This is a genomic window from Streptomyces sp. ST2-7A, from assembly GCF_021390475.1.
In the GTDB taxonomy this organism is placed as follows: domain Bacteria; phylum Actinomycetota; class Actinomycetes; order Streptomycetales; family Streptomycetaceae; genus Streptomyces.
In genome coordinates, this window is sequence record NZ_JAJUWS010000001.1 from 174,788 (window position 1) to 190,073 (window position 15,286).

Below are 15,286 nucleotides of genomic sequence, written 5' to 3' on the forward strand. Positions count from 1 at the left end.
TGAACTCGATGGGGGGGATGGGATGGGGAGACGAGCCGGCGAGCCCCGTGAACCCCGTGAACGGAGTGGGGAACGGACCGTCGGGGTGGGTTCCGCCGGGATGCGGTCGGGAGCGGTCGCCGGGACGGGGTTCATCGGGACGGGGTCGGTGGCGTGGCGACGCCCGACGGGACAATCCACCGAATCTGTCATATATCCGCTTAAGCTGACCTCACCTTGTGGTACTCGATCCGGGAAGGGGTGCCCCCTCCGTGCCCGCAGATCTCACCGTCCTCGGCCTGGGACATCTCGGACTTCCCGCCGTCCGCACCGCCGTCTCGGCGGGCCTCGCCACCCTCGGCTGGGACCCCGACCCGGCCGTCGTCGCGACCCTGACCGCCGGCCGGTCGCCGATCGAGGGCGTGCTCACCACGGCCGAGGTCCGCCGGATGCTCGCCGCCGGGTTCACCGGCACCGCCGACCCCGCCGACCTCGATCGGGTCCGCGTCGCCCTGCTCTGCTCCCCCACCGATCCCGGACCGGACGGCGTGCCCGACCCCGCCCCCCTGTGCGCCGCCGCCCGCCTGCTCGCCCCCCGCCTGCGTCCCGGCGCCCTGGTGGTCGTCACCTCGCCCGTCGCCCCCGGCACCACCGCCGGCCCGATTCGCGCGCTGCTGGAGGAGGGCTCCGGCCTGCGCGCCGGGCGCGGGTTCCATCTGGCCCACTCCCCCGCGCGCACCGACCCGGAGGCCCGCCCGCCGCACGCCCTCCCCCCACCCCGGGTCATCGGCGGCCACACCCCCGCCTGCACCGAGGCCGCCGCCGCCTTCTACACCCGATTGGCGGGCGGTGAACGGAACGGCCGACCCGGGACGACGCCGAAGATCGTCCGCGCCCGGGGCACCCTGGAGGCGGAGACCGTCACGATCCTGGAGACCAACCTCCGACAGGTCAACACCGCCCTGGTCAACGAGCTGGCCATGGCCTGCCACGACCTGGGGGTGGACGTGTGGGACGTGCTGCGGTGCGCGGAGACCCACCCCTCCGGCCCATCCGCCCACCGGCCCGGCCCCGGCGGGCCCCGGCCGGCCATCGACCCCGGCCGACTGCCCGGCGTGCGCCGGGGCCCCGGCGGATCGCCGCGCATGGTGGAACTGGCGCATTCGGTCAACGAGCGGATGCCCGGCTACGTCACCGACCGGGTGGGCGCGCTGCTCAACGACCACGGCAAGTCCGTGCGCGACGCCCGGATCCTGCTGTTGGGCGTCACCCACCGCGCCGACACCGCCGACCGCACCGGCTCCCCCGCCGACGAGATCGCCCACCGCCTGCTGGAGGGCGGCGCCCGCCTGAGCTACCACGATCCGCACGTCCCGCACTGGGCCCCCGCCGGGTGCCGGGTGCCGCGCGCGGACACGCCCCACGAGGCCGCCGCCGGCGCCGATCTGACCCTGCTGCTCCAGGCGCACTCGGTCTACGACCTCCAGGGGCTGGCAGCCAAGGCGCCCCTGTTGCTGGATACCCGGGGCGTCACGCCCACCGGTTCGGCCCACCGTCTGTGACGCCTCGCGCGATGTCCCGCCGGCGCGGCGACGCCCACCGGATCGCCGTTCGTCGCCCTCCGGGAGGCATTCCATGTGACGTGCGGTGCGAAAAGGGGTAGAACGTTCCCGAGGGGCACGCGATCGATCACCCCGCGTGACGAAAGCCCATCGATCACCCCCCGTGATCCGAGGTGCGCGGCCCCGATCCGTACCGGGAGGACCGCCGGCGCCGACCGACCGCCGGGGCCGGTACCCCGGCGCGGGGAGAACGACCCGACGGAGGCGCGCATGAGCACCGGACGACCGGGGCCGACCGGCCCCACCCACTGCCGGCACCGGGAGCTGACCCGGGTGGGCACCGACAAGGTCTGTCGCAGTTGCCGGCGGGTGATCTACGCCGGATCGGGCGTGCCGCCCACCGGTTGATCCGCGCCCGGAGGGCCCGGACCCCACCGGGACGGGCCACGACACGCCGCCTCCGGCACGACGATCCCACCACGACGGCTCCGGTCCCCGGCGAACACCGGGGGCGGAGCCGTCGACGCGTTCCCGGACCCGGAGGGCCCGGAGGGAAGCGGGTCAGCGCGAGCGCGCCACCATCACCTCGACCCGCTGGAACTCCTTCAGCTCGGAGTAACCGGTGGTCGCCATGGCCCGGCGCAGCGCCCCGAAGAAGTTCATCGAGCCGTCCGGGATGCGGGAGGGGCCGAGCAGGATCTCCTCGGTGGTGCCCACCGTGCCCAGGTGCACCTTCTTGCCGCGCGGCAGCTCCTCGTGCGCGGCCTCCATGCCCCAGTGGTGGCCGCGGCCGGGCGCGTCGTTGGCCCGGGCCAGCGGGGAGCCCATCATCACCGCGTCGGCGCCGCAGGCGATGGCCTTGGGCAGGTCGCCGGACCAGCCCACGCCGCCATCCGCGATCACGTGCACGTACCGGCCGCCGGACTCGTCGAGGTAGTCCCGCCGGGCGGCGGCCACGTCGGCCACCGCGGTGGCCATCGGCACCTGGATGCCCAGCACGTTGCGGGTGGTGTGGGCGGCGCCGCCGCCGAAGCCCACCAGCACGCCCGCCGCGCCGGTGCGCATCAGGTGCAGGGCTGCGGTGTAGGTGGCGCAGCCGCCCACGATCACCGGTACGTCCAGCTCGTAGATGAACTGCTTGAGGTTCAGCGGCTCGGCGGCCGAGGAGACGTGTTCGGCGGAGACGGTGGTGCCCCGGATCACGAACAGGTCGACACCCGCGTCCACCACGGCCTTGGAGAACTGCGCGGTGTTCTGCGGGGAGAGGGCGGCGGCGGTGACCACGCCGGCCTCCCGCACCTCGCGGATGCGACGGCCGATCAGTTCCTCGCGGATGGGCGCGGCGTAGATCTCCTGCAGCCGACGGTTGGCGTCGACCCCCTCCAGCTCGGCGATCTCGGCGAGCAGCGGCTCGGGGTCCTCGTGGCGGGTCCACAGCCCTTCGAGGTTGAGGACGCCCAGGCCGCCCATCTCGCCGATCCGGATGGCGGTGGCCGGGGAGACCACGGAGTCCATCGGCGCGGCGAGGAAGGGCAACTCGAAGCGGTAGGCGTCGATCTGCCAGGCGATCGAGACCTCCTTGGGGTCGCGGGTGCGGCGGCTGGGCACCACGGCGATGTCGTCGAAGGCGAACGCCCGCCGGCCGCGCTTGCCCCGACCGATCTCGATCTCAGTCACGTGCTCGAACCCTTCCTGCTGTGCCCCGGCGCGCACGGGTGTGCGCCGCCGTCCATGTCCGGCCCGGTCGGCGCCTCGCCACCGTGCCCGGGCGGACCCCAGTATTCCCGGCCCGGGGTATTCCCGGCCGGGCGGCGGGGGCGCATGTCCGTCCCGGGCACGCCGCGCCTCCCACGAGCCCCGCCCACCGTGCCGTGACGTGACGGGGCCCGTGCGGTCGGTCGGCGGGTACCGGCCGGCCGCACGGGCCCGCACACGCTCAGCGGCTGGTGTAGTTCGGCGCCTCGGTGGTCATCTGAATGTCGTGCGGGTGGCTCTCCTTGAGCCCGGCCGCGGTGATCCGCACGAAGCGGCCCTCGGACTTCAGTTCCGGCACCGTGCGGCAGCCGAGGTAGTACATCGACTGGTTCAGACCGCCGATGAGCTGCTGTACCACCGATGCCAGCGGACCCCGGTAGGGCACCTGGCCCTCGACGCCCTCGGGCACCAGCTTCTCGTCGTCGGTGACGCCCTCCTGGAAGTACCGGTCCTTGGAGAAGGACCGGGTCTCCCCCCGGCTGCGCATGGCGCCGAGCGACCCCATGCCCCGGTAGGACTTGAACTGCTTGCCGTTGATGAAGCGCAGCTCGCCCGGCGACTCCTCGCAGCCCGCCAGCAGGCTGCCGAGCATCACCGTGTCGGCGCCGGCGACCAGGGCCTTGGCGATGTCGCCGCTGTACTGCAGGCCGCCGTCGCCGATCACCGGCACACCGGCGGCCCGGGCCGCGAGCGCGGCGTCGTGGATGGCGGTGATCTGCGGCACGCCCACGCCGGCCACCACCCGGGTGGTGCAGATGGACCCCGGGCCCACCCCCACCTTGACGGCGTCGGCACCGGCGTCCACCAGGGCCTGCGCGCCGTCGCGGGTGGCGACGTTGCCCGCCACGACGTCCACGGAGGAGTAGTTGGACTTGATCTTGGCGGTCATGTCCGGCACGAGCTTGGAGTGGCCGTGCGCGGTGTCCACGACGATGAAGTCGACGCCCGCCTCGATCAGCGCCTCGGCCCGCTCGTAGGCGTCGCCGGCCACGCCGACCGCCGCACCGACGATCAGCCGGCCCTCGGAGTCCTTGGCGGCGCGCGGGTACTTCTCGGCCTTCACGAAGTCCTTGACCGTGATCAGACCGCGCAGCATCCCGGCGCCGTCCACCAGGGGCAGCTTCTCGATCTTGTGCCGGCGCAGCAGTTCCATGGCCTCGGGGCCGGAGATGCCGACCTTGCCGGTGACCAGCGGCATCGGTGTCATGACCTCGCGGACCTGCCGGGTGTGGTCGGTCTCGAAGGCCATGTCGCGGTTGGTGACGATGCCCAGCAGCTTGCCCGCGGCGTCGGTGACCGGGACGCCGCTGATGCGGTACCGGCCGCAGATCTCGTCGGCGTCGCCCAGGGTGGCGTCCGGGCGGATGGTGATCGGGTCGGTCACCATGCCGGACTCGGAGCGCTTGACCTCGTCGACCTTCGCGGCCTGGTCCTCGATGGAGAGGTTGCGGTGGAGCACGCCCGCACCGCCCTGGCGGGCCATCGCGATGGCCATCCTGACCTCGGTCACCCGGTCCATGGCCGCGGAGAGCAGGGGGATGTTGACCCGCACGTTGCGGGAGATCCGGGAGGAGGTGTCGATGTCCTCCGGCGTCATGTCCGCGGCACCGGGCAGCAACAGGACGTCGTCGAACGTCAGCCCCAGGGGGGCGAACTTCTCGGGAACCTCCGCCACCGCGCGGGTTGCTCCGTCGGCGTTATTGGTCATGACACCCTTCCACAGCTCTTGCCCGACCCGAACCACCATGGTAGTGCCTGCGCCCGATCCACCGGGCCGGCGGCGGGAGGGGCGGTCGCCCCGTCGGGCGCGCGACCGGCGGGCCGGGCCCGTCGCCCGCGTGTCCGCCGGGAACCTCAGCGGTCGGCGAGGGCCCGCAAGCGGCTGAGCGCGCGGTGCTGGGCCACCCGGACGGCCCCCGGCGACATGCCCAGTCGCCGTCCGGTCTCCTCGGCGGTCAGACCGACCGCGACCCGGAGCACGACCAGTCGGCGGAGGTGGTCGGGGAGTTCGTCCAGCAGGTTCTTGGCCCACTCGGCGTCGCTGCTGAGCAGGGCCCGCTCCTCGGGGCCGAGCGAGTCGTCCGGCCGCTCGGGCATCTCGTCGGAGGGAACCGCGGTACTGCCGGGCCGGCGCAGGGCGGCGCGCTGGAGATCCGCCACCTTGTGCTGGGCGATGGCCACCACGAAGGCCTCGAAGGGCCGACCGGTGTCGCGGTAGCGGGGCAGTGCGCAGAGCACGGCCAGGCAGACCTCCTGCGCCAGGTCGTCCACCAGGTGCCGGGCGTCGCCGGGCAACCGGTTCAACCGGGTGCGGCAGTAGCGCAGCGCCAGGGGGTGGACCAGGGCCAGCAGGTCGTGGGTGGCACGGGGGTCCCCCTGCGCCGCACACCGGACGAGAGCGCCGATCGCCGGGCTCTCGTCTTCGCGCATCCCCCCATGGTGCACCCCCGCTCCGGTGTTCGAGTCACCGTGAGCGGAGTTGTGCACCGAGTTGTTACCGCTCCGGTTCCCCGTCTCCACCGGTCCGCGACCGTCGCACCCATCCCCCGAACGGGGGATGGGGTCGAGGTGCGTCCCCGCCCCGGGGGAACCGGCGGCCGGACCGCCGAGGGGGTCGTCGCCGATACCGGCGACGCCGCCGGTATCGGTCGGGGAGTCCGGCACGCCGTCCGCAGACGCCCCGGGGCGTCTGCGGACGGCGTGCTTCACTCGGGTGTCGACCGTCATGTCCCGGGCCCTCCCCTCACGCCTGGCCGTCTCGTCACCGGGAAGCGTCATGCCTCCAGCATGCGGCACGCGGGAACGTTTCGGCCCCGGGCGGGTCCGGGATCGGGCCCGCCGACCCCCCCGGGGCACCGGGTCAGCGCACCAGACCCCAACGAAAGCCCAGCGCGACGGCGTGTGCCCGGTCCGAGGCGCCCAACTTCTTGAACAGCCGTCGGGCGTGGGTCTTGACGGTGTCCTCGGAGAGGAACAACTCGCGGCCGATCTCGGCGTTGGAGCGACCGTGGCTCATCCCCTCGAGCACCTGGATCTCGCGCGCCGTGAGGGTCGGGGCGGCTCCCATGTCCGAGGAGCGCAGCCGACGCGGGGCGAGTCGCCAGGTCGGGTCGGCCAGGGCCTGGGTGACCGTGGCCCGCAGTTCGGCGCGGGAGGCGTCCTTGTGCAGGTAGCCACGGGCTCCGGCGGCCACCGCGAGCGCCACGCCGTCCAGGTCCTCGGCCACGGTCAGCATGATGATGCGCGCGCCGGGGTCCGCCGACAACAGTCGACGAACGGTCTCCACACCCCCCAGGCCCGGCATCCGGACATCCATCAGGATGAGATCGGAGCGATCGGCGCTCCATCGGCGGAGGACCTCCTCGCCGTTGGCCGCGGTCGTCACCCGCTCCACGCCGGGCACGGTGGCCACGGCGCGGCGGAGCGCTTCCCTGGCCAGGGGGGAGTCGTCGCAGACGAGGACGGAAGTCATGACCGCCCTCCGCAGCTGATGCGCATCACCTTGGAACCTCCAGGCTGTCGTGCAGGTCTCACCGTGCGGATGGGGCCGGGTCCGCGAACCCGAAGCCTGTGCCACCCGCCTCGCTCTCTCAACGACGGTCACCCGAAAGAGTTACGGGTCTCTCACGGGACGTTCATCGGCCGGACAGGTGCCCGGCACCGGGCACCCGGGGTGCGACACCGACCGGATCCACGAGCCGGTACGGCGGCGCCGACCGACCCGGGGCCCGGTCGGCGCAGCACCGGGATCCGGGTGCCCGAGGGACGAAAGGGTCAAGAAGTCGAAAAGGTTGGGGCGGTTGGGCCCGCGACGGTGTCGGGGTCGGTCGACCGGGCAGGCGCGATGACGGGAACGCCCGACCCCCGCTTTCCGGGTGGATCCTCCACCGAATGATCACCACCCTACGTGACGTCACGGTGACGCGACAGGGTGATCGTCGCCGACACGCCGAACATTCGTTTTTGCACCATTTGGAGATGCTTGCGGTGGCCAATGCTTATATGTCTATATTCGGCTGGTAGTCATATTTACATTCGCCTTCCTCGCGGAAGACGCCGGTACCGATCCGCCGACCCCACCCTCCCCAGCCCCACACCCCCGCACCGGACCGACGGCCGACCGGCACCACCACAGCGGCACACTGCACGTACTCGAGGGGATACTCATGGCAGACTTCTCCCGCCTTCCGGGCCCCAACGCGGATCTCTGGGACTGGCAACTGCTGGCCGCCTGTCGCGGTGTGGACAGCTCTCTCTTCTTCCACCCGGAAGGGGAACGCGGCGCCGCCCGCACCGCTCGCGAGGCCTCCGCCAAGGAGGTCTGCATGCGCTGCCCGGTCCGCGCCGAGTGCGCGGCTCACGCCCTGACCGTCCGCGAGCCCTACGGGGTCTGGGGCGGCCTGACCGAGGACGAGCGCGAGGAACTGCTCGGACGCGCACGACGCGGTCTGGTCCGCATGGCCGGCGGCCACCCCCACTGAGCCCCGGGCCCGATCCCGCGGCTCGTTCGGCGAAACCGTTCCGGCGGGGCTCCCGCCGCACGGCTCCTCCGACACGGCGTCCCGACCGAACCCGGGTGCCGACGGCCGGGCGACCGTCCCCGGATGCCCGGATGCCCGGATGCCCGGAAGCCCGACGCCCGTCGTCCCGCGGCGCCCCTCCTCCGCCCGTTCCGCCCGTTCCCGACCGGGAGCGCCCGGGCGCTCCCGGAGGCGCGGGGTGACCGCCCGATGAAACCTTCCCCCGGCCGGCACGCGCCCACCTGCCGCCGGCACGGGGACAGGGGCTACCTTCCTTTCATGACGACTGCACTGATCACCGGCGCCACCGCCGGCATCGGCGCCGCGTTCGCCCGCAGACTGGCGCGCGACGGCCACAACCTCGTCCTGGTCGCCCGCGACACCGAACGACTCGAACGGCAGGCCGCCGAGTTGCACGACCACCACGGGGTGGAGGTCGCCGTGCTCACCGCCGATCTGGCCGGCGAGGAGGGCATCGGCGCCTGTGAGGAGCGGCTGGCCGATCGCCGCCACCCGGTGGAACTACTGGTCAACAACGCCGGCTTCGGACTCAAGGGGAGCTTCCCCGACGTGCCGATCGCCGAGGAACTGCGGATGCTGCGCGTGCACTGCGAGGCCGTGCTGCGGCTGACCACCGCCGTGGTGGAACCGATGCGCTCGCGCGGACGCGGCGGAGTGGTCAACGTCGCCTCGGTGGCGGCGTTCGTGCCGCGCGGCACCTACGGGGCGTCCAAGGCGTGGGTGGTGCAGTTCTCCCAGGGCGCGGCCCGGGACCTGGCCGGCAGCGGGGTGCGGATCATGGCGTTGTGCCCCGGCTTCGTGCGCACCGAGTTCCACCAGCGGGCCGGGATGGGGACCTCGTCCATCCCGGGTTGGATGTGGCTGGACGCCGACCGCGTGGTGGACGCCGGGCTGCGGGACCTGGCACGCGGCCGGTCGCTCTCGGTCCCCGACCCCCGTTACAAGGCACTGGTCGGCGCGGCGAAGCTGATCCCGCGCGGGGCGCTGGGCGGCGTCTCCTCCCGGGCCGGGCGGAAGTACGGCCCGGGGCGGGACTCCTGAGTCCCCGGCGGACGACGCGCGTGCCGGGGACGCGGGGCGGTGTGGCGGCGGTGAACGCACCGGGGCCCCCGACGCCGACCGGATGGGTCGGTGCCGGGGGCCCCGGACGCGTGCGGCGCGGACTCCCGCCGATCGGACCGGTACCGGGGGAAACCCCGGACCGGCGCCGGATCAGTGGGAGTGACCGTGACCGTGGCCGTGACCGTCGGTCTCCGACTCCTCCTCCTTCTTCTCCACCACCAGGGTCTCGGTGGTGAGCAGCAGGGAGGCGATGGAGGCGGCGTTCTCCAGGGCGGACCGGGTGACCTTGACCGGGTCGATGACGCCGGCCTTCACCAGGTCGCCGTACTCACCGGTGGCGGCGTTGAAGCCCTGGCCCTTGTCCAGTTCGGCCACCTTGGAGGTGATGACGTAGCCCTCCAGACCGGCGTTCTCGGCGATCCAGCGCAGCGGCTCGACGACGGCGCGGCGCACCACCCCGACACCGGTGGCCTCGTCGCCGGTGCGGCCCAGGCCGTCGGCGAGCACCTTGGCGGCGTGCACCAGGGCGGAACCGCCACCGGAGACGATGCCCTCCTCGACCGCGGCGCGGGTGGCGGAGATGGCGTCCTCGAGGCGGTGCTTCTTCTCCTTCAGCTCCACCTCGGTGGCGGCGCCGACGCGGATGACGCACACGCCACCGGCCAGCTTGGCCAGGCGCTCCTGCAGCTTCTCGCGGTCCCAGTCCGAGTCGGTGGTCTCGATCTCGGCCTTGATCTGGGCGATGCGGCCCTGCACGTCCTCACCGGAACCGGCACCGTCGACGATGGTGGTGTCGTCCTTGGTGACGGTCACGCGGCGGGCGGAGCCCAGCACGTCGAGACCGGCCTGGTCGAGCTTGAGGCCGACCTCCTCGGAGATGACGGTGGCACCGGTCAGGGAGGCCATGTCGGCGAGCATCGCCTTGCGGCGGTCACCGAAGCCGGGGGCCTTGACCGCGACGGAGTTGAAGGTGCCGCGGATCTTGTTGACCACCAGGGTGGACAGGGCCTCGCCCTCGACGTCCTCGGCGATGATCAGCAGCGGGCGGGAGCCGCCGGACTGCATGATCTTCTCCAGCAGCGGCAGCAGGTCGGCGATGGCGCCGATCTTGCCCTGGTGGATGAGGATGTAGGGGTCGTCGAGAACGGCCTCCATGCGCTCCTGGTCGGTGACCATGTAGGGCGACAGGTAGCCCTTGTCGAAGGCCATGCCCTCGGTGAAGTCCAGCTCCAGACCGAAGGTCTGGGACTCCTCGACGGTGATGACACCGTCCTTGCCGACCTTGTCCATGGCCTCGGCGATCAGCTCGCCGACCTGCGCGTCCTGGGCGGACAGCGCGGCGACGGCGGCGATGTCCTCCTTGGAGTCGATCGGCCGGGCGACGGAGAGCAGCTCGTCGGAGACGGCCTTGACGGCGGCGTCGATGCCCTTCTTCAGGGCGGCCGGGGAGGCGCCGGCGGCGACGTTGCGCAGACCCTCGCGGACCAGGGCCTGGGCCAGCACGGTAGCGGTGGTGGTGCCGTCACCCGCGATGTCGTTGGTCTTGGTCGCCACCTCCTTGACCAGCTGCACGCCGAGGTTCTCGTAGGGGTCCTCGACCTCGACCTCACGGGCGATGGTCACGCCGTCGTTGGTGATGGTGGGGGCGCCGAACTTCTTGTCGATGACCACGTTGCGGCCCTTGGGGCCGATGGTCACCTTCACCGTGTCGGCGAGCTTGTCGACACCGCGCTCGAGGGCGCGCCGGGCGTCCTCGTCGAACTTCAGAGTTTTCGCCATTGGGGTGGATGTCCCTTGTCGTTGCGTGACTGCTGACGGCGGACCGACCGACGGTGAGGGGGACCGGGCCGAGGGCCCGGCGTTCCCCGGGTCCCGCGCGGTCCCCGCGCACCCCCGCCCGGCCGGCGGTGGGAACACGGTGGCCCGGCACCGGGCGGCGAACCGCTCGGAACCGGGCCCGGGACGTCGTGGACCGGGCGTCACCGCCCGGCCACAACGCCCCGCGGGGCGTTGTGGCGTCCCGACCCGTTTCTTACTTCTCGATGATCGCGAGCACGTCGCGGGCCGAGAGGACGAGGTACTCCTCGCCGTTGTACTTCACCTCGGTACCGCCGTACTTGCTGTAGAGCACGATGTCGCCGACGCCGACGTCGAGCGGCAGGCGCTGGCCGTCCTCGAAGCGACCCGGGCCCACGGCGAGGACGGTCCCCTCCTGGGGCTTCTCCTTCGCGGTGTCCGGGATGACCAGGCCGGAGGCCGTGGTCTGCTCGGCGTCGAGCGGCTGGACCACGATGCGGTCCTCGAGCGGCTTGATGGCAACCTTGGAGCTGGCGGTCGTCACGATCCGACCTCCCCCTTCGGAGATCTCACGGGGTCAATGTCTGGAAGCGGCACGACCTGGGGGACCCGTCGTCGCGGGTGCCGGATCCACCTGTCGCGCTGCGCCGGCACTCTCGGTGGGAGAGTGCCGGCCCTGAGCCTAGAACGTGGTTAGCACTCAGTCAACCAGAGTGCCAGCCGCGCGCCGTGGACGGCCGATTCACGACGTGTCGGAACGGGCCCGAATCCGCCGGTGGAGCGCTCCCGGCGCCCGAGAAACGGGTGATCATCCCGATTCGCGCCTCAGATGTAATCCTCCAATCGGGCCAGGGCGAACCCCTGTTCGGTGGCGGTGTCGAGAACCAGCCGGATCATGTCGGGCATCGTCCCCTTCCACTCGTCGGGCCCCCGGAAGTGGGTGAGGATGATGTCGCCGGGGTGGAACTTCCGGTCCCCGCGCCCCCACTCCATCCGGTCGGCGAACGCCTCCTCCGCCCACAGCGGCACCACCTCCACGCCGCACTCGGCGGCGACCTCCAACGTGGTGCGGTCGTAGGCCCCGTACGGCGGACGGAACATGGTCGGCCGCTCGCCGATCTCCTTCTCCAGGACGTCCTGCTGCCGGCAGATCTCCCGCTTCTGCTCGGCCCGGCTCAGCTTCGGCATCTCCCGGTGGTTGATCGAGTGGTTGTGGATACCGTTGCCGTCCGCGCGCATCCGCCGGAAGTAGTCGTAGTCGTTCCGGGCGACGTGGTCGGAGAGGAAGCTCGTGTAGGGAATCTCCAACTCCCGCGTCATCTCCAGCAGCTTCGGGTCCTTCTCCGCCCCGTCGTCGATGGTCAGGAAGACCACCCGGTCCTCGGTGGGCACCCGGGTGATCACCGGCGGCAGCCCCTCGCCGGAGATGTGACCGGGCTCGGTGACGAGGGACGTCCGCTTCTCCGGAGGGGCGGGCGGGCGCAACGGCGGCATGCGCACACCCCAGGTGCGGACGGCGGCGATCCGACGCCGCTCCATGCGCTCCATGCGTTCGGCCCGGGCCAACATGGCGTCGCCGGCGGCCCGCAGCCCGGCGGGGCCCGGCGCCCCCACCATCGGCTCGCCCCGCAGGGCCTCCGGCGCGTGGGCGGCCGGCAGGCCCTCCTCCCCTCCCCCGTCACCCCCCGTGCCATCGGGTGCCGCGCCGGCGGCGCCGACACCGGCACCGTCGCCCCGGGCGAGGAGGAGCGGCGGGACGGCCAGCGCGCAGAGCAGGACGACCAGGACCGTGAGGCCCACCGGCCCGGGACGGCGCGGGCGGCCCCGGATGCCCGCCCGGGGCCGCTCCGGCCCCGGGCTGAAGGGGCCGCCCCGGCGGGACCGCCACAGCCACGGCAGGCCCCGGGAGCCCGGCCGCCGGGGAACCCGGACGCCCCGCCGGAGGCGGCCCCGGCCACCGGGGAGCGGGAGGCGGAGGGCGCTCCCGTCGGGCCGGGGCGGGGCGCCGTGCGGCCGGTCGGCGGCCGCGGGCGGGGAGACGCCCCGGGCCGGCCCCGACCCGTTCCGCCCGACCGGCCGATCGGGGGCACGCCGCCGGAGGGCGGACGGAAGCGGGGGGCGGAGGCGACGCAGGACCGGCCGGATCCGGTCGGCTCCCCGGGAGGAGGTACCGGCGGGTCCCGCGCAGGTGGTGGAGGCGACCGGCTCCCCGGCGACCGCGCGGGGGCGGCGGGGGAACCGCCCGAACCGACCCCGCCGGGAGGGCCGGTCGGCCGACACTCCGCCTGAACCAGACTTAAAAGCATTTTGTACTACTTGTCTGATATTCATGGAAACGGATGGTGCCATCGGCCCATCGCGTCCCCCGGCAGCACCTCCGCACGGACCCGGGAGAATGACCCGTGTGGCCGCATCCCGCTCCCCCGCACGTCCCGACCGCACCCCGCGCGGCGCCCCGACCGACTCCCCCGGCGCCGGAGGGACCGCCCCCGGCCCCCTCCACGGGCACCGCGACGACGACGGGAGCGACCGGGACGGGGCGGAGTCTCCCGAGGAACGGGATGTCCGCCTGCTGCACGCCCTGCGCACCGACACCGGTCGCCGCCTCATGGAGGCCGTCCGCGACCACGCCCCCGGCGAGGAACTGGCCCTCGCCACCCGGCTGCGCCGCGACCACCCCGCCGAACTCGTCGCCGCCGCCCTCACCCGGGCCCGACTGCGCGTCCGGGCCCGCGCCAAGTTCGGCGCCGAGGCGGACACCATGTGGTTCACCGCCGACGGCGTCGAACAGGCCACCCGCGCCGGCGTCGCCGCCCGACGGGCCGAACGCTTCGCCGGCGCCGGCGCGACCCGGGTCGTGGACCTGTGCTGCGGCAACGGCGGGGACGCCCTGGCCCTGGCCCGGGCCGGCCTGGAGGTGGTCGCCGTGGACCGCTCCCCCCTGGCCTGCGCCGTGGTCGCGGCCAACGCCGAGGAACTGGGCCTCGCCGACCGGATCCGGGTGGTGACCGGTGACGTCACCGACCCCGGCACCGTCGGTGACGTCACCGGCCCCGGCACCGCCCTTTTCATCGACCCCGCCCGGCGCGACGGCCGGGGGCGCACCTTCGACCCCGAGGCGTACTCCCCGCCCCTGTCCCGGGCGCTCGACGCCGCCCGACGGGCCCCGCTCGCCGCCGTGAAGATCGCCCCGGGCATCCCGCACGAGGCGCTGCCCCCGGACGCCGAGACCGAGTGGGTCTCCGACGGCGGCGAGGTCAAGGAGGCCGTGCTGTGGTTCGGCACCGGCGCGGCACAGCCGCGCCGGGCCACCCTCCTGCCCGGCGGCCACAGCGTCACCGGGGACGGCTCACCCGCCCCCGACCCCGAGGCGGACGGCGAGTACGGCCCCGTGGACCGGTATCTGTACGAGCCGGACGGCGCGGTCATCCGGGCCGGGCTGGTCGGCGCGGTCGCCCGGATCATCGGCGCCCGACTGATCGACCCCCGGATCGCCTACCTGACCTCGGATGTCGCCGTCCACACCCCGTGGGCGGCCGGCTGGGAGGTCACCGACGTGCTGCCGTTCAACCTGAAGCGACTGCGCGCGCTGTTGCGGGAGCGCGGGGTCGGCACGCTCACCATCAAGAAGCGCGGCTTCGCCATGACCCCCGAGGAACTGCGCCGGAGGCTGGCGCCGCGCGGCCCGAACGCCTGCACCCTGGTGGTGACCCGGGTGGGGGAACGGCCGCTGGTACTGGTGACCCGGCCGCTGAGGGAAGCGCCCGGGACACCGCCGGGGACGTGACCGGCGGTGCCGGGTTCCCGTGCCCCCGGAGGAGCAGGGGGCACGGCGGCCGGAACGGGTCGGTGAACGGCCCGGCGACCGGGCCACGCCGGCCGAGAGGAATCGGGCCACGCCCCGAACGACCGGACCACCCCGCCCCGGGGGCCGGCGACCGGGAAGAACCACGCCGTACCCGGAACGCACCGGGAACGGCCGAACCGCGCCGCGCCCGGAGACCGGTCGGCACCACACGCCCCGGGAGAACCACGCCACGCCCGGAACGGGGGGGATCACCCCGTCCCGGCGGTCGGGGCGGCACCGCGACGACCGGGAAGAACCACGCCGTACCCGGAACGCACCGGGAACGGCCGAACCGCGCCGCGCCCGGAGACCGGTCGGCGCCACACGCCCCGGGAGAACCACCCCTCACCGGTCCCGTCCCGGCCGGGACCGAACCGGCTTCACGCCGGCCGACACCCGGGCGCTCACGGCGGCGGCCCGCCGGGGACGACAGCGCATCGGACGAACCCCGGCGGTGCCCGACCGTCAGTCGGTGGGCTCCCCGGCGACTCGTGTGAAGCGCCAGCGGTGCACCGGACGCGCCAGCAACTCCCCGTCGGGGGAAGGGAGCTCCGGGATCTCCGCCGGGCCGCCCCCCGGCACCGCGTCCCACCAGGTGATGACGAGCACCCGATCACCCGGCGCGACGAAGGTCTCCCGCCGGGCCGGAGGCGGGTCCAACGGTTGGGCCCGGGCCCAGGCGAGCAGGTCCCCGGCCCGGCCGGGGACCGCCCTCGCCTCCCACATCAGGGTCGGTGTGCCGA

The 15,286-nt window shown here is 73.6% G+C and carries 13 protein-coding genes; 5 read left to right on the plus strand and 8 right to left on the minus strand.

Going from position 1 to position 15,286, the window contains the following annotated elements; translation table 11 throughout:
- Positions 1-251 precede the first annotated feature (251 nt).
- Positions 252-1,541: a nucleotide sugar dehydrogenase gene (locus LZF96_RS00710; protein WP_233864567.1), complete on the plus strand. Its 1,290-nt coding sequence runs from the start codon at positions 252-254 to the stop codon at positions 1,539-1,541.
- A gap of 270 nt (positions 1,542-1,811) precedes the next feature.
- On the plus strand, positions 1,812-1,949 hold the full coding sequence (locus LZF96_RS00715) for a hypothetical protein (RefSeq protein WP_233864573.1): 138 nt from the start codon (positions 1,812-1,814) through the stop codon (positions 1,947-1,949).
- A 153-nt stretch (positions 1,950-2,102) separates the two neighbouring features.
- Here LZF96_RS00715 and LZF96_RS00720 read toward each other — a convergent pair whose 3' ends face one another.
- The 4 genes from LZF96_RS00720 to LZF96_RS00735 all read right to left on the minus strand — a co-directional run bounded on the left by LZF96_RS00720 (position 2,103) and on the right by LZF96_RS00735 (position 6,768).
- A complete protein-coding gene (locus LZF96_RS00720) occupies positions 2,103-3,218 on the minus strand; it encodes a GuaB3 family IMP dehydrogenase-related protein (protein WP_233864574.1) in 1,116 nt (371 codons plus the stop codon).
- A gap of 259 nt (positions 3,219-3,477) precedes the next feature.
- Complete coding sequence (gene guaB / locus LZF96_RS00725) at positions 3,478-5,004, minus strand: IMP dehydrogenase (protein WP_233864575.1); 1,527 nt, start codon at positions 5,002-5,004, stop codon at positions 3,478-3,480.
- 146 nt (positions 5,005-5,150) lie between these two features.
- Complete coding sequence (shbA, locus tag LZF96_RS00730; protein WP_267940264.1) at positions 5,151-5,726, minus strand: RNA polymerase sigma factor ShbA; 576 nt, start codon at positions 5,724-5,726, stop codon at positions 5,151-5,153.
- Positions 5,727-6,156: 430 nt separating this feature from the next.
- Complete coding sequence (locus LZF96_RS00735; RefSeq protein WP_143617800.1) at positions 6,157-6,768, minus strand: response regulator transcription factor; 612 nt, start codon at positions 6,766-6,768, stop codon at positions 6,157-6,159.
- Positions 6,769-7,462: 694 nt separating this feature from the next.
- On the opposite strand from LZF96_RS00735, the gene LZF96_RS00740 reads away from it, so the two are divergent.
- Both LZF96_RS00740 and LZF96_RS00745 read left to right on the plus strand, forming a co-directional pair.
- Positions 7,463-7,777 (plus strand): WhiB family transcriptional regulator, encoded by a 315-nt coding sequence (locus tag LZF96_RS00740; protein WP_233864576.1) that lies wholly within the window; start codon positions 7,463-7,465, stop codon positions 7,775-7,777.
- A 318-nt stretch (positions 7,778-8,095) separates the two neighbouring features.
- Positions 8,096-8,878, plus strand: a complete 783-nt coding sequence (locus tag LZF96_RS00745; RefSeq protein WP_233864578.1) for an SDR family oxidoreductase — start codon at positions 8,096-8,098, stop codon at positions 8,876-8,878.
- 171 nt (positions 8,879-9,049) lie between these two features.
- Here LZF96_RS00745 and groL read toward each other — a convergent pair whose 3' ends face one another.
- The 3 genes from groL to LZF96_RS00760 all read right to left on the minus strand — a co-directional run bounded on the left by groL (position 9,050) and on the right by LZF96_RS00760 (position 12,496).
- Positions 9,050-10,678: a chaperonin GroEL gene (gene groL / locus LZF96_RS00750; RefSeq protein ID WP_233864580.1), complete on the minus strand. Its 1,629-nt coding sequence runs from the start codon at positions 10,676-10,678 to the stop codon at positions 9,050-9,052.
- A 253-nt stretch (positions 10,679-10,931) separates the two neighbouring features.
- Complete coding sequence (groES, locus tag LZF96_RS00755) at positions 10,932-11,240, minus strand: co-chaperone GroES (RefSeq protein ID WP_233864582.1); 309 nt, start codon at positions 11,238-11,240, stop codon at positions 10,932-10,934.
- Between the two features lie 281 nt (positions 11,241-11,521).
- Positions 11,522-12,496, minus strand: a complete 975-nt coding sequence (locus LZF96_RS00760) for a polysaccharide deacetylase family protein (protein ID WP_233864584.1) — start codon at positions 12,494-12,496, stop codon at positions 11,522-11,524.
- A gap of 808 nt (positions 12,497-13,304) precedes the next feature.
- On the opposite strand from LZF96_RS00760, the gene LZF96_RS00765 reads away from it, so the two are divergent.
- Entirely contained in the window at positions 13,305-14,483 is a 1,179-nt protein-coding gene (locus LZF96_RS00765; protein ID WP_233864932.1) for a methyltransferase domain-containing protein, read from the plus strand.
- Positions 14,484-15,008: 525 nt separating this feature from the next.
- Here the strand turns inward: LZF96_RS00765 and LZF96_RS00770 are convergent.
- Entirely contained in the window at positions 15,009-15,269 is a 261-nt protein-coding gene (locus tag LZF96_RS00770; protein ID WP_233864934.1) for a hypothetical protein, read from the minus strand.
- Positions 15,270-15,286: the final 17 nt, after the last annotated feature.